Genomic DNA, 14,729 nt, shown 5'->3' with positions numbered 1-14,729 from the left:
GTCCTGGCCGACGTTATCGCTTACTCTTGCGAGAACACTCCACCCAATTTGTCCATACGCTCTAAAGCAATACCGCAGCCACGAGCAACGCAAGTGAGCGGGTCTTCAGCAATATGAATCGGGAGTCCAGTTTCTTCCATGAGTAAGCGGTCTAGGTCACGCAATAAGGCGCCACCACCAGTAAGCATCATGCCGCGCTCAGCAATGTCAGATGCCAACTCAGGAGGAATTTGTTCGAGCGCAGCTTTGACTGCAGTGACGATTTGATTGAGTGGATCAGTCAAAGCTTCCAACACTTCGTTGCTAGTGACAGTGAAGCTACGTGGAATACCTTCTGAAAGATTGCGACCCTTTACTTCCATCTCGCGCACTTCAGCGCCAGGGAATGCAGAGCCAATTGTTTTCTTAATCAATTCAGCAGTTTGCTCGCCAATCAACATCCCGTAGTTACGACGAATGTAATTGGTAATCGCTTCGTCAAACTTATCACCGCCAACACGCACAGATCCTTTGTAGACCATGCCACCCAATGACATCACGCCAACTTCAGTGGTACCACCACCAATATCAATCACCATTGAGCCAGCCGCCTCAGATACAGGCAGGCCTGCACCGATTGCTGCAGCCATTGGCTCTTCAATCAGAAATACTTGTGAAGCGCCCGCACCGAGTGCAGATTCACGAATTGCGCGACGCTCAACTTGAGTTGAGCCGCAAGGAACGCAGATGATGATGCGCGGGCTAGGCTTGAGAAGCTTGCTTTCATGAACCATCTTGATAAATTGCTTGAGCATTTGCTCAGTGATGGTGAAATCAGCAATAACCCCGTCTTTCATGGGGCGAATGGCCTCAATATTGCCCGGAACGCGTCCTAACATCGCTTTTGCTTCTTTGCCAACGGCCAAAATGGTCTTTTTGCCACTTGGACCACCTTCTGTGCGAATTGCCACAACCGAGGGTTCATCAAGCACAATACCCCGCTCACGCATGTAAATTAAGGTGTTGGCGGTTCCTAGGTCGATGGCTAGGTCATTAGAAAAGTAGCTGCGGAAAAAACCAAACATGATGTAGTGGGAAAATAGTAAGTGTTAATAAATATATATAGGAATGATACTCCAGAGACCTATGAAACTTGATGATGTCCAGCGCATTGCGCACCTATCTAGGCTTGAGTTAAATCAGGCAGAAGCCGAGGCAGTTTTGCCTCAATTGCAGGCGGTTTTCTCCCTGGTGGAAGAAATGCAGGCAGTCGATACCTCTGGTCTGGAGCCCTTGGCTCACCCTATTCTTTTCCTGCGAGAGCTGGCTCAGCCTTTACGGGTCGATCAGGTCAGCGAGTCCGATCATCGCATTGAAAACATGCAATCTGCCCCTGCCCAGCAGGATGGTTATTTCTTAGTTCCAAGGGTGATTGAATGAGTTGGCACCAAACCCCCATCGCCCTAATGGCCAAAGCGTTGGCTGCAAAAGAGGTCTCCAGTATGGAGTTGACCCAATACTTTTTGAGTCGTATTGAGGCTGAAAAACGTTGGAATGCATATCTTGATGTGAATGCTCACTTATCTTTAGAGCAAGCAAATAAAGCAGATACATTAATAGCTGCCGGTAAAGGTACGCGTTTAACCGGAATTCCGGTGGCGCACAAAGATGTGTTCGTCACTAGGGGCTGGAAGTCGACCGCAGCCTCCAAAATTCTAGAAAACTACCAAAGCCCTTTTGATGCCACCGTGGTGGCAAACCTCGGAATGCCAAGTGAAAAAAATCCACATGGTGCAGGAATGGTCTGTCTTGGCAAGACCAATATGGATGAGTTCGCAATGGGCTCTTCTAACGAAAATTCAGCCTTTGGACCAGTCTTAAATCCCTGGAATGGTCAATATGTCTCTGGTGGCTCCTCCGGTGGTTCGGCTGCTGCCGTAGCTGCCGGATTGGCCCCTATTGCTACAGGTAGCGACACCGGCGGATCCATTCGTCAGCCATCGGCCTTTTGTGGCATTACTGGCATCAAGCCTAGTTATGGGCGCGTATCCCGTTACGGCATGATCGCCTATGCCTCTTCCTTAGATCAGGCTGGCCCTATGGGTAAAACGGCGGAGGATTGCGCTTTATTGTTAACGGCAATGTCTTCTCATGACCCGCGCGACTCAACCTCCTTGGCTGATTCGGGCGAGGACTACAGTCGTTTCCTCAATAAGCCCTGGCAAGATAGCAGCACCAATTCCGCAAAACCTTTAGAAGGCTTACGAGTGGGGCTGCCAAAAGAGTTTTTTGCAGAAGGATTGGCGCAGGATGTTGCAAATGCAGTAAATGCTGCAGCGAAAGCTTTGGCAGATTTGGGGGCAACACTAGTTGAGGTGAGTCTGCCTAAAACCAAATTATCCATTCCAGTCTATTACGTCTTGGCACCCGCCGAGGCATCAAGCAATTTGAGTCGTTTCGATGGTGTACGTTATGGACATCGCGCAAATGAATATAAAGACCTTGGGGATATGTACCAAAAGTCTCGGACGGAAGGTTTTGGTGCTGAAGTCAGACGCCGTATTTTGATTGGCACTTATGTACTGTGCCATGGTTACTATGATGCCTATTATCTCCAGGCACAAAAGATTCGTCGCATTATTGCGGCAGATTTTCAGGCGGCATTTAATCAATGCGATGTCATTTTGGGACCAGTGGCTCCTGATGTGGCTTGGCGTTTGGGTGAAAAGTCCAAAGATCCAGTACAAATGTATTTAGAAGATATTTATACGCTTTCCACGAATCTGGCTGGACTACCAGCAATGAGTGTGCCTTGCGGCTTTAATGCAAATGACTTACCCATCGGCATGCAACTCATTGGGAATTATTTTTCTGAGGCGCGCTTATTGCAGGTGGCGCATCAGTATCAGCAGGCCAGCGATTGGCATTTGCGGCAAGCAAGCGAGGTGGCATGATGCAATGGGAAGTGGTTATTGGTTTAGAAACTCACGCGCAGTTACAAACGCAATCAAAAATTTTTAGTGGCGCAAGCACGCGCTTTGGGGCTCAGCCCAACACACAGGCATGTGCTGTTGATTTAGCCTTGCCTGGCGTATTGCCTGTACTCAATCGCCAAGCGGTAGAGCACGCCATTCGTTTTGGTTTGGCGGTAGGTGCAAAGATCTCGCCAGCCAGCATTTTTGCGCGCAAGAACTATTTCTATCCTGACCTGCCAAAGGGTTATCAAATTAGTCAATTTGAAATTCCGGTAGTAGTTGGTGGCCAATTAGAAATTTTGGTAGGCGATGAGGTGAAGGTTGTTGAGCTCACCCGAGCGCATATGGAAGAAGATGCGGGCAAATCTGTTCATGAAGAAGGTTTCACTGGTCCGCATGGTGAAGCTTCTAGTGGCATTGATCTCAATCGCGCTGGTACACCGCTACTTGAAATTGTGACTGAACCAGTCATGCGTAGCGCAGTAGAAGCAGTGGCTTATGCAAAAGCGCTGCATGGTTTAGTTGTTTGGTTGGGGGTATGTGATGGGAATATGCAAGAAGGCTCTTTCCGTTGCGATGCCAATGTCTCAGTGCGCCCTAAAGGACAAGTTGAATTTGGTACGCGCTGCGAAATTAAAAACCTTAATTCATTCCGCTTTTTGGAAGAGGCCATTCAATATGAAGTGCGCCGCCAAATTGAGTTAATAGAAGATGGGGGCACCGTTGTTCAGGAGACGCGCTTATACGATCCGGATAAACAGGAAACGCGTAGCATGCGTAGCAAAGAAGATGCGAATGACTATCGCTACTTCCCGGACCCTGATTTATTGCCAGTAGTCATTGATCAGGCTTGGATTGCTGATGTGCGTAGCCAAATGCCGGCATTGCCTGCGCAACTGCGTGAACGATGGCAAAGAGATTTTGGCCTGAGCGCCTACGATGCACAGTTACTGACACAGGATCGCGATACCGCAAAATTATTTGAGACTCTATTAACTTTGGTGGATAAGTCTCTTGCGAAGGCTGCCGCTAATTTAATTACAGGTGAATTTGCTTCCGCTTTAAATCGTGCAGGGATGGCCACTGCAGATGCGCCCCTCAAGGCAGAACATCTCGCACCGATACTTGCTCGCATTGCTGATGGCACGATATCGAACAAGATTGCGAAAGATATTTTTGCCATTCTCTGGGAAGATGTCGTAGCTGGTAAACCACTGAGTTCAGTTGATGAGATTATCGAGGCGAAGGGCTTGAAGCAAATTAGCGATAGTGGTGCATTGGAGGCAATGATTGATCAGGTACTGGTAGCCAATCAGAAATCAGTTGAAGAATTCCGTTCTGGAAAAGAGAAGGCATTTAATGCTTTGGTCGGGCAAATCATGAAGGCCTCTCAGGGCAAAGCCAATCCAGGTCAGGTCAATGAGTTGCTGCGTAAGAAATTAAGTTAAAACCAATTTGTAAAAAGAAAGAGACGATGAGCGCGATTGATCCAAAGCAAGCTGAGCAAGAAGAATTGGTAGCGGAGTGGTTGCGCTCCACCCCAGGTTTCTTTGAGCGTTATGCAGAGTTGTTCAATGAAATTCGTATTAAACATCCGCATGAAGATCGAGCTATCTCTTTGCAAGAGCGACAAATGACAGTCTTGCGCACGCAGAATCAAGAGCTCAATCGTCGTTTAAGTGAGATGTTGCACTTTGGTAGTCGTAACGATAAAACCCAACAAAGCTTAGTAGCATGGTTATTACGTTTAATGAAAGCAAATAACAAGGCCGATGTAGAGGACGCAATTACCTCTGGTTTGGCTGATGTGTTTGAAGTCGAGTCTGCACAACTACTCTCACCAAACGCTGCATTTGGTCCTTGGGTTGATACTCCCTTATGTGGGTCTGCTAAAGAATTGGCGGCAGCGAGTGTGGATTTATTGGCAACCCAAACAATGATTGATCCAAATTGGCAAAGCATGGTCGCTATCGGCTTACCCCTAGGTAAGGCCGCTGCTACACCTCAATCTCCGGCGGTGTTACTGCTTGCTAGTTCGGATGCCACGCGTTTCACGGCTGATATGGGTGCCTTTTACCTGCGTCAGATCGCTGAATTAACGGCAGCAGCTTTGGATCGTATCCAAGCATATGAATCCCCGACTGACTGAACTGCATCCACTCATGCAGGAATACTTGCATGACTTACATGTGTTGCGTCAGTTGTCCGCACACACCCTTAAGGCCTATCAAATGGATTTGGGGGCACTGCAGCTTTTTGCAGCCGAAGATACGACTGATCTATTGTGTGTCAGCAATGCGCATATTCGTCGTTGGGCTGGCAGAATGCATGCCAAAGGTAAATCCCCTAGAAGCATTGCCCGGGGTCTATCAGCTTGGCGTGGTTGGTATGACTGGTTAACCGAGCGGGATGCCAGACGGAGTCCAGGTGTGGCCAATGCTGCCGATAAGTTGTTCGCCAACCCAGTTGATGATGTCAAGGCACCCAAGCGTTTGAAGTCGCTGCCAAAAGCCCTGTCTGTAGAACAGGCCCTATCTTTGGTAAATCAAGCTGTACGCGAAGCACAAGAGAGGGATGATTTCGAGTCGATTCGGGATGCCGCCATCATCGATTTGCTGTATTCCTCTGGTTTACGCCTTTCCGAGTTGCTCGGAATTGATGTCATGCAAAGCAAGGATCGTCAGCATGAGTCGGCTGGTTGGTTGGATTGGGATGCGGGCGAGGTGACGGTACTAGGTAAGGGAGGCAAGCGACGTTCTGTCCCTGTTGGTGCGCCAGCAATGGCGTCATTATCTAAATGGCGAGAGCACAGGGACACACTCGATAGACAAATGATTTCTGCGGGCCTCTTTCTTTCTGCTACGGGCGCGCGTTTATCGCCCCGTACGGTACAAGCGCGTCTACGCTCCTTGGCTATTAGGGCCGGTCTGCCAACCCATGTTCATCCGCATATGATGCGGCATAGCTTTGCCAGCCATGTTTTGCAGTCTTCACAGGATTTACGAGCGGTTCAGGAGATGTTGGGTCATGCCAGCATTGCCAGCACCCAGATCTACACTTCTTTGGATTTTCAGCATTTGGCGCAGGCGTATGACAAAGCCCATCCTAGAGCAAAGGCTGGCAAAGGCTGAGGAACTCGGTAATATAGGGGGTTTCTCGGTTTGAGAACGCGACACACTCGATTTAGATTGGATTTTTAATGGCTTTAATTCCTGTAACGATTCTGACTGGCTTTCTGGGTAGCGGTAAGACCACTTTGCTAAAGCACATTCTGACTGAGCAACATGGCAAGAAAATTGCCGTGATTGAGAATGAGTTTGGCGAGGAAAATATTGATAACGATATTTTGGTCCAGGACAACCAAGAAAATATTGTGCAGATGAGCAATGGTTGCATCTGCTGCACCATCCGTGGCGACTTAGTGGAGGCCTTAAATGCCTTATGGGAACAGCGTAAAGAGAAAAAAATTAGCTTTGAGCGCGTGGTCATTGAAACCACGGGTGTAGCTAATCCAGGGCCAGTTGCGCAAACCTTCTTTATGGATGATGACGTTGCCGACCACTATGTATTGGATGCTGTGGTCACATTGGTAGATGCCAGGCATGGACAACAACAATTAACTGAACATGAAGAAGCGCAGCGCCAAGTGGGCTTTGCCGATCAAATATTTATCACCAAAACGGATTTAGTCAGCCCTACTGAGGTGGATGCATTGCGTAACCGTTTAATGCATATGAATCCGAGAGCCCCAATAGCTGGGATTTCTAAAGGGGTTGTGCCCTTAGATGCGGTATTGGATCTAAAAGGCTTTAATCTCAACACCAAACTGGATATTGACCCCCATTTTTTGGAGGCCGAGGATCATGATCACAGCAATTGCGGGCACGACCATGGCCATGATCACCATGACCATGGTCATTGTGGGCACGACCACTCCCACGACCATCATGGCCATGCAGGCCATACTGATCGTATCCAATCCTTCGTTTTTCGTAGTGATAAACCCTTTGATCATAAAAAATTGGAAGACTTCCTGGGAGGCATTTTGGAGATCTTTGGCGAGAAGATGCTGCGCTACAAAGGGGTGCTTTACGTTAAGGGAAGTAACCGAAAAGTCGTGTTCCAGGGCGTTCATCAGATGATGGGCAGCGATTTGGCCGGTCCTTGGGGTGCTGAGCACAAGCAAACCCGGATGGTGTTTATCGGCATCGACCTACCCAAAGATACCCTACTGGCGGGGCTTGAGGGTTGTTTGGCCTAGTTAAATTGCGAGTACAATCCGCCGCCACGGTCAATATTGGTAAAAGGTCTTAAAACTTTGGCAGAATGAGGCAATAATGCTTCAAATCCACTGAAAGAATGAATGATGGTTAAAACAGCAACAAAATCCACTGCGGCTACTAAGACAGCTAGCAAAGCTCCAAAGGGTGCGCCTCTCACTGAAGCTGAATTGCTCAAAATGTCCGAGAAGGACTATATGAATGCTGCTCAGTTGGATTTTTTCCGTCAGAAGCTTAATACCCTGAAAGATGACATCTTGAAGAATGCCTCTGAAACAACAGAGCACCTTCGTGAAAATATTTTGGTTCCCGATCCAGCCGATCGCGCAACGATTGAAGAAGAGCACGCGCTTGAATTGCGCACGCGTGATCGTGAGCGCAAGTTGCTCAAAAAAGTAGAGCAAGCTTTAGCGCGCATTGAATCAGGCGACTATGGTTGGTGCGAAGAAACCGGTGAGCCAATTGGCTTGAATCGTTTGATTGCCAGGCCAACTGCTAATTTATCTCTTGAGGCTCAAGAGCGTCGTGAATTACGCCAAAAGCTGTTTGGCGATTAATCTTAAAAATGTCTAATCAATCACCTTCTCTCGCAGATATCTCGCCTTTATTAAAGGCGGAGATCTTAGCTGAGGCTCTGCCTTATATTCGGCAGTACCACGGCAAAACTATTGTGATCAAGTACGGCGGGAACGCCATGGTCGAAGAGCGTCTCAAAGAAAGTTTTGCGCGCGATGTCATTTTGCTCAAGCTAGTTGGTATGAATCCAGTGGTGGTTCATGGCGGCGGCCCACAAATTGATGAAGCCCTCAAAAAGATCGGTAAGACCGGTAACTTTATTCAAGGTATGCGCATCACTGATGACGAAACCATGGAAGTAGTTGAATGGGTTCTCGGTGGTGAAGTGCAGCAAGATATTGTGATGTTGATCAACCACTTTGGCGGTCAGGCTGTGGGCTTGACCGGTAAGGATGGCGGCTTAATTCATGCGCGAAAAATGTTAATTCCAGATGAAAAAAATCCTGGAGAGACAATTGATATTGGGTATGTGGGTGAGATTGAAGCTATTAATCCAGCAGTAGTAAAAGCATTGCAAGATGATGCCTTTATTCCAGTGATATCACCCATTGGCTTTAGCGACGAGGGTCAAGCCTATAACATCAATGCCGATTTGGTTGCTGGCAAGATGGCTGAAATTTTGCATGCTGAAAAATTAGTCATGATGACCAATATTCCCGGCGTGTTGGATAAAAATGGCACTTTGATTACCGATTTGACTGCGCGTGAAATTGATGCCCTATTTGCGGATGGCACTATTTCTGGTGGCATGTTGCCTAAGATTTCTTCAGCATTAGATGCAGCAAAGAGCGGCGTCAATTCAGTGCATATTATTGACGGCCGAATTGAGCACTCTTTGTTATTGGAAATTTTGACTGAGCAAGCTTTCGGCACCATGATCCGTTCCAGGTAATCAATCAATAAGCGATATGACTATGCGTGATTCCCTCGAGCCGGCAGCAGAAGTTGACAACAGCGTTGCTGACGCCGGTAAGACACGTAAGCGCCCACGCCCAGGCGAGCGCCGTTTGCAAATCTTGCAAGTGCTTGCGGAGATGTTGCAAAATCCAAAAGGTGAGCGGGTCACAACGGCTGCCTTGGCAGCCAAAATACAAGTATCGGAAGCGGCTCTGTATCGTCACTTTGCTAGTAAAGCGCAAATGTTCGAGGGGCTCATTGCCTTTATTGAGCAGACTGTATTTGGCTTAATTAATCAGATTAATCAAAAAGAAGAATCCGGTCTTGCCCAAGCGCGCGGCATGTTGCAAATGCTTTTATTCTTTGCGGAAAAAAACCCCGGCATGACTCGCGTGCTCTTGGGCGATGCTTTGCTGCAGGAGGATGATCGTTTACAAGAGCGCATCACTCAGGTTCTAGATCGTGTCGAGGCATCACTGAAGCAAGCATTAAGAATTGCCCAGACTCAAGGTGGTGCATGGTCACACGTGAGTCAAGATGAGGTGGGTATTCGGGCTGCCATGTTGATGAGTTTTGTCTTGGGACGTTGGCATCGCTTTGCGCGTAGCGGTTTTAAAAAACTACCAACTGAAGCTTCTGACATTAGTCTTCGCATTCTTCTCTCCGAATGAGCGAGCTAAACCTCTCTAGAAACACCATCCATTTTGCCGAGCCCTTGCCTTTGCAAAGTGGCGCCATTCTGCCTGCTTATGACTTAGTGATTGAAACGTACGGCAAGTTAAATGCTGATAAAAGCAATGCCGTATTAATTTGCCATGCCCTCAATGCATCCCATCATGTAGCGGGACCAAGCCCCGATAATGCAAATGACATTGGCTGGTGGGACAATATGATTGGACCTGGTAAGCCAGTCGATACCAATTATTTTTATGTCATCGGCGTTAATAATTTAGGCTCCTGCTTTGGCTCAACTGGGCCAATGAGTATTAATCCTGAAGATGGCAAACCATATGGTGCCAACTTTCCAGTCATTACTGTTGAGGATTGGGTAAATACCCAGGCGCGCTTGGCTGATAAATTAGGTATTCGTAAGTTTGCGGCAGTAATGGGTGGTAGCTTGGGTGGCATGCAAGCGATGGCTTGGGCGATTCAATACCCTAAGCGTTTAGATCATTGCGTAGTGATTGCCTCCACACCAAAACTCAGCGCACAAAACATTGCTTTCAACGAAGTCGCTCGCAATGCCATTCTCTCTGATCCAGACTTCCATGGCGGGAACTATTACGAGTACGGAGTAGTACCCAAGCGTGGCTTAAGACTCGCGCGTATGGTTGGCCATATTACTTATTTGTCAGATGACGATATGGCTGAAAAGTTTGGGCGCGAGTTACAGCGCCCTCATGGTGAATCAAATGACTACCGCTTTAGTTTTGATGTTGAGTTTGAGGTCGAGAGTTATTTACGCCATCAGGGTGATAAGTTCTCCAATTATTTTGATGCCAACACCTATCTATTGATTACACGCGCATTGGACTATTTTGATCCATCGCGACGTTATGGTGGTAGTCTAGATCGTGCCTTAGCAGATATTCAGGCGAAATTCTTGGTGGTAAGTTTTTCAACAGATTGGCGCTTCCCGCCAAATCGCAGTCGCGAAATCGTGCAATCCTTATTAAGCAATAAGAGTCAGGTCAGTTATGCGGAGATTGACGCACCACATGGCCACGATGCCTTTTTGTTGAATGACCCGCGCTACCATAATCTGATTCGTGCGTATTTTGAAAAAATGCATAAGGTTCATTCATGAAGCGCGCTGATTTTTCTGCCATTGCTAATTGGATATCACCCAACAGCCAGGTTTTAGATCTAGGTTGTGGTGATGGTAGTTTTTTGGAATATCTTCAAACACAAAAAACGGTGCAAGCCTATGGTGTTGAAATTGATGATGCTCGCGTACTTGCTTGTGTACAAAAGGGGCTCAATGTCATTCAGCAAAATTTAGAGGGCGGACTCGCTCTTTTTGGAGATGCTAGTTTTGACACCGTAGTTTTATCTCAGACCTTACAAACCATTCATCAAACAGAAAAGATTTTGCGCGAAGTGGTGCGTGTTGGTAAAGAATCTATTATTTCTTTTCCAAATTTTGGCCACTGGTCACATCGTTTAGCCGTTGGACTGGGTCATATGCCTGTATCCAAAAGCCTGCCATATCAGTGGTACAACACGCCTAATGTGCGCGTACTCACGGTGGCTGATTTTGAAAATCTGGCATCCAATCTTGGTCTGAAAATCATTGATCAATGCATCTTGCATGAGGGTCGGGTAGTTACATTAATGCCCAATTTGTTTGGTAGTTTGGCTCTGTTTCGCATACGTCGCGCTTGAGTACACCTTCTGCCTCACTTAAAGGCCCTAGCAATACCAAAGCCTTTATCGCCTGTGCTTTTTTGGGCTTTACTAGTGGCCTACCCTTATTCATCCTATACAACCTACTAGCTGCCTGGCTTAAATCAGGCGGCGTTGATTTGAAGGCAATTGGCCTATTTGCCTTAGTGGGTTTTCCCTACACCTGGAAATTTCTGTGGTCACCATTTCTCGATCGCTATCCATTTCCTTTTTTAGGAAGACGACGGGGGTGGATGTTAGTGACACAAATAATCACCATGGCTGCGGTAATGGCGATGGGATTTTTTAATCCCGTAACAGAGATTTGGATCGTAGTTGGCTTGGCAGCAGTCGTTGCATTCTTTTCTGCTAGTCAGGATATTGTGGTCGATGCTTATCGACGCGAATGGCTTACTGATGCGCAGTTAGGTTCTGGCACTGCCGTATTTGTAAATGCTTATAAGCTGTCTACTTTGGTGCCCGGCTCTTTATCTTTGATCTTGTCAGATTTTATGCCTTGGTCCACAGTGTTCTTAATTACGGGTGGATTTATTTCTATTGGCGTTCTGACAACCCTGATGTTGCCTGAGCCTACTTTACGCGGGAAGCCGCCTCAAACTTTGCGTGCTGCAGTTATCGAGCCTTTTAAAGAATTCATTACACGACGCGGTTGGCGTTACGCATTCACGATTCTGGCGTTTATTTTTTTATATAAGTTGGGCGACTCCATGGCAACCGCTTTGGCTACGCCGTTTTATATGGACCTGGGTTTTACTCGTACACAGATTGGTTTGGTAGCAAAGAACGCCGGTCTTTGGGCTAGCTTAGGCGGCGGCTTATTAGGCGCCTATTGGCTGCAGAGGATGACCATTGCGCGCGGCCTATGGATTTTTGGCGTCTTGCAGGCCATTGCTATTTTGGGCTTTGCTATTTTGGCCAAAGTTGGTCTAAGCCCATGGATCTTGGCTTGGGTGATTGGCTTTGAAGCTTTTGCTGTTGGTCTGGGGACGGCCGCTTTTACTGCATACATTGCTCAAACTACTGACCCTCGCTATACGGCAACGCAATTTGCTTTGTTTACCAGCTTGGCTGCAGTGCCACGTACTTTTATTAATGCTATGACCGGCTATATCGTTGAAGCTTTGGGCTGGTTTAATTTCTTCATCTTATGTTTTGCTCTGGCGCTACCGGGAATGCTGTTGCTACTCAAGATTGCCCCGTGGAATCATACGGCAGAATCTGAGCGTACTTAAATAGACCAGTCGTAATCCACAATCAAGGGCGCGTGATCTGAGAAGCGCTCATCTTTGTATATAGAAGTCGATTGTGCGGTCGCTGCAATATCGGGTGTGGCGAGGTGATAGTCAATACGCCAACCCACATTTTTGGCATAAGCTTGCCCCCGATTGCTCCACCAGGTGTAACAAGCTTCAGTCGCTTCTGGTTCAATTTGACGATAGACATCAACGTATCCGACTTGATCAAACAGCTTGCTCAGCCAAGCGCGCTCCTCTGGCAAAAAGCCAGAATTCTTGAGATTGCCTTTCCAGTTCTTTAGATCTATTTCATTGTGAGCAATATTCACATCACCACACAGTACGATTTCTCTACCAGACTTTTTAAGCTTGATGAGGTGCGGCAGAAAGGCGTCAAGGTAGCGAAATTTAGCCTCCTGTCTCTCTGGGGAGCTGGAGCCGGAGGGCATATATACCGAAAGAATTGATAAGCCTTTGAAGCGAGCCTCAACATAACGGCCCTCAGCATCAAACTCCTCATTACCAAAACCATAAAGTACTTCATCTGGTTGATGGGGGGTATAAATGCCGCAGCCACTGTAACCCTTCTTTTCTGCATGATGGAAAAAGCCATGCATCCCATCTGGGTTGAGTATGGCATCGTCCAGATCATCGCGCTGGGCTTTCAGTTCCTGTAGGCAGACAAAGTCGGCCTGCTGTTTTGTCATCCATGGCAGGAAGCCTTTTTTGACTGCAGAACGAATACCGTTGAGGTTGGCGGAAATGATGCGTAACATGTAGGCCTATGAGCTCAGAAAATTCAAATCAAGTTAACTTTATTCGTTTCGCCTTAGAGGCAAAAGTATTGTCGTTTGGGGAGTTTAAAACCAAAGCGGGCAGACTGACCCCTTATTTCTTTAATGCTGGCGAATTTAATGACGGCGTACGCTTAAACGCGCTGGGGCAGTATTACGCTCGTGCCCTCCAAGAATCGAACATTCAATATGACATGCTCTATGGCCCTGCATATAAAGGGATTACCTTAGCGGCCGCTACCGCGATTGCTTTAGCGCAGGCTGGTCGAAATGTGCCATATGCGTATAACCGTAAAGAAGCCAAGGATCATGGTGAGGGCGGCACCTTGGTGGGCGCTCCCGTTCAAGGCAAGGTGGTCATCATTGACGATGTGATCTCGGCCGGTACCTCGGTAAGGGAGTCGGTGCAATTGATTCGTGCTGCTGGGGCTGAGCCTGCTGCGGTACTCATTGCCTTGGATCGCATGGAAAAGTCTGGAACAGCCACTGAGATTGGAGACAAGTCTGCAGTTCAAGCGGTGGAGCAAGAATTTGGTTTGCCGGTGATTGCGATTGCTAATTTAGCTGATTTGATGGCTTTCTTAACTGCTTCAAGCGATAGTCAGCTCGGTGCCTATTTGCCGGCTGTGAAAGCCTACCGCGAAAAATATGGTATTTAAGTTTCCTGCCTAAGAACTTAAGCAGGAAAATCAGTCTCACCTTCAAAGACCGTGATGGCGGGCCCAGTCATGATGACTGGCTCGCAAACATTATTGTGAATGCCGCCCCATCCAATTGTTAAATCGCCACCACGGGTGTGAACTAGTGCGGGTGAATCGAGCATACCCCGACGAATCCCTGCTACGACTGCCGCGCATGCACCAGTACCGCAAGCCAAGGTCTCGCCAGCCCCACGCTCAAATACACGTAATTTAATTTCATGGCGATTCATAATCTGCATGTAGCCGGCATTGACACGGTTTGGGAAAGCGGGATGACTCTCAATCAACGGACCTTCTGTAAGCACAGGCGCGCTTTCAACATCGACTACGACTTGCACTGCATGAGGGTTGCCCATAGACACTACGCTAATCCAGTCATCATGATGACCTGGATTATTACTAACAGCTAAGGCATAAACAGTTTCATGAAAGTCTTGCTTGCTTGGTAAACCTGCCGGGTTAAATGGAATACGACTAGGTTCAAAAATAGGTGCACCCATATTCACCTCTACTTGCCCATCTTCATGGGACAGCAGTGTGAGGATGGTATGAGCTACCTCAACGCGCAAAGGATTTTTGTTGGATAGCCCGTGGTCTTGTACATAGCGTACAAAGCAGCGTGACCCATTGCCACATTGCTCTACCTCGCCACCATCTGCATTGAAAATACGATAACGAAAATCAGCATCTGGGCGAGTGGCTTTTTCTACCAAGAGAATTTGATCGGCACCAATGCCAAATTGACGGTGCGCTAATTGCTTCCATTGTTCTGTAGTAATGCTGCTTAAATCTTGGTCAATGCCATTGAGCACAATAAAGTCATTGCCCGCGCCATGCATTTTAGTAAAGCGAAGTTTGCGTGCTGTATTGCTCAAAGGAATTCCAT

Annotated in this window: 16 protein-coding genes; 13 read left to right on the top strand and 3 right to left on the bottom strand. The window is 47.5% G+C overall.

Annotated features, from left to right (window positions below; translation table 11 throughout):
- Positions 1–20: 20 nt before the first annotated feature.
- Positions 21–1,064: a rod shape-determining protein gene (locus BOQ04_RS09075; RefSeq protein ID WP_076024424.1), complete on the bottom strand. Its 1,044-nt coding sequence runs from the start codon at positions 1,062–1,064 to the stop codon at positions 21–23.
- A 61-nt stretch (positions 1,065–1,125) separates the two neighbouring features.
- Here BOQ04_RS09075 and gatC point away from each other — a divergent pair, with 61 nt between their 5' ends.
- The 12 genes from gatC (at position 1,126) to BOQ04_RS09015 (ending at position 12,345) form a co-directional block, all read left to right on the top strand.
- Positions 1,126–1,419: an Asp-tRNA(Asn)/Glu-tRNA(Gln) amidotransferase subunit GatC gene (gene gatC, locus BOQ04_RS09070; protein ID WP_076024423.1), complete on the top strand. Its 294-nt coding sequence runs from the start codon at positions 1,126–1,128 to the stop codon at positions 1,417–1,419.
- Entirely contained in the window at positions 1,416–2,933 is a 1,518-nt protein-coding gene (gatA, locus tag BOQ04_RS09065; protein WP_076024422.1) for an Asp-tRNA(Asn)/Glu-tRNA(Gln) amidotransferase subunit GatA, read from the top strand. Before gatC ends, gatA begins: the two co-directional genes overlap by 4 nt.
- Positions 2,933–4,402, top strand: coding sequence for an Asp-tRNA(Asn)/Glu-tRNA(Gln) amidotransferase subunit GatB (gatB, locus tag BOQ04_RS09060; RefSeq protein WP_076024664.1), 1,470 nt, complete (start codon positions 2,933–2,935; stop codon positions 4,400–4,402). Before gatA ends, gatB begins: the two co-directional genes overlap by 1 nt.
- 26 nt (positions 4,403–4,428) lie before the next feature.
- Positions 4,429–5,103, top strand: coding sequence for a DUF484 family protein (locus BOQ04_RS09055; RefSeq protein WP_076024421.1), 675 nt, complete (start codon positions 4,429–4,431; stop codon positions 5,101–5,103).
- Positions 5,084–6,085 (top strand): tyrosine recombinase XerC, encoded by a 1,002-nt coding sequence (locus BOQ04_RS09050; RefSeq protein ID WP_076024420.1) that lies wholly within the window; start codon positions 5,084–5,086, stop codon positions 6,083–6,085. Before BOQ04_RS09055 ends, BOQ04_RS09050 begins: the two co-directional genes overlap by 20 nt.
- 68 nt (positions 6,086–6,153) lie before the next feature.
- Positions 6,154–7,215, top strand: coding sequence for a CobW family GTP-binding protein (locus tag BOQ04_RS09045; protein ID WP_076024419.1), 1,062 nt, complete (start codon positions 6,154–6,156; stop codon positions 7,213–7,215).
- Between the two features lie 198 nt (positions 7,216–7,413).
- Positions 7,414–7,791: an RNA polymerase-binding protein DksA gene (gene dksA, locus BOQ04_RS09040; RefSeq protein ID WP_198929330.1), complete on the top strand. Its 378-nt coding sequence runs from the start codon at positions 7,414–7,416 to the stop codon at positions 7,789–7,791.
- 8 nt (positions 7,792–7,799) lie between these two features.
- The gene (gene argB / locus BOQ04_RS09035) at positions 7,800–8,702 is read left to right on the top strand and encodes an acetylglutamate kinase (RefSeq protein ID WP_076024417.1); all 903 of its coding nucleotides are present in this window, start codon (positions 7,800–7,802) and stop codon (positions 8,700–8,702) included.
- 22 nt (positions 8,703–8,724) lie between these two features.
- Positions 8,725–9,378: a nucleoid occlusion factor SlmA gene (gene slmA / locus BOQ04_RS09030; protein WP_076024416.1), complete on the top strand. Its 654-nt coding sequence runs from the start codon at positions 8,725–8,727 to the stop codon at positions 9,376–9,378.
- Positions 9,375–10,514: a homoserine O-succinyltransferase MetX gene (metX, locus tag BOQ04_RS09025; protein WP_076024415.1), complete on the top strand. Its 1,140-nt coding sequence runs from the start codon at positions 9,375–9,377 to the stop codon at positions 10,512–10,514. Before slmA ends, metX begins: the two co-directional genes overlap by 4 nt.
- Positions 10,511–11,092, top strand: a complete 582-nt coding sequence (gene metW / locus BOQ04_RS09020; protein ID WP_076024414.1) for a methionine biosynthesis protein MetW — start codon at positions 10,511–10,513, stop codon at positions 11,090–11,092. The genes metX and metW overlap by 4 nt, the downstream gene beginning before the upstream one ends.
- Entirely contained in the window at positions 11,089–12,345 is a 1,257-nt protein-coding gene (locus BOQ04_RS09015) for an AmpG family muropeptide MFS transporter (protein WP_076024413.1), read from the top strand. The genes metW and BOQ04_RS09015 overlap by 4 nt, the downstream gene beginning before the upstream one ends.
- Here the strand turns inward: BOQ04_RS09015 and BOQ04_RS09010 are convergent.
- A complete protein-coding gene (locus BOQ04_RS09010; RefSeq protein ID WP_076024412.1) occupies positions 12,342–13,124 on the bottom strand; it encodes an exodeoxyribonuclease III in 783 nt (260 codons plus the stop codon). The two genes, BOQ04_RS09015 and BOQ04_RS09010, sit on opposite strands and share 4 nt — an antisense overlap.
- An 8-nt stretch (positions 13,125–13,132) precedes the next feature.
- On the opposite strand from BOQ04_RS09010, the gene pyrE reads away from it, so the two are divergent.
- On the top strand, positions 13,133–13,801 hold the full coding sequence (gene pyrE / locus BOQ04_RS09005) for an orotate phosphoribosyltransferase (RefSeq protein WP_076024411.1): 669 nt from the start codon (positions 13,133–13,135) through the stop codon (positions 13,799–13,801).
- Positions 13,802–13,818: 17 nt separating this feature from the next.
- Here pyrE and dapF read toward each other — a convergent pair whose 3' ends face one another.
- On the bottom strand, positions 13,819–14,682 hold the full coding sequence (gene dapF / locus BOQ04_RS09000) for a diaminopimelate epimerase (RefSeq protein WP_083657594.1): 864 nt from the start codon (positions 14,680–14,682) through the stop codon (positions 13,819–13,821).
- Between the last annotated feature and the right edge of the window lie 47 nt (positions 14,683–14,729).

The organism is Polynucleobacter sphagniphilus, from assembly GCF_001953355.1.
Taxonomy (GTDB): domain Bacteria; phylum Pseudomonadota; class Gammaproteobacteria; order Burkholderiales; family Burkholderiaceae; genus Polynucleobacter; species Polynucleobacter sphagniphilus.
Note: the sequence above shows the minus strand (reverse complement) of the source record. Positions and strands in the feature narration are given on the sequence as shown.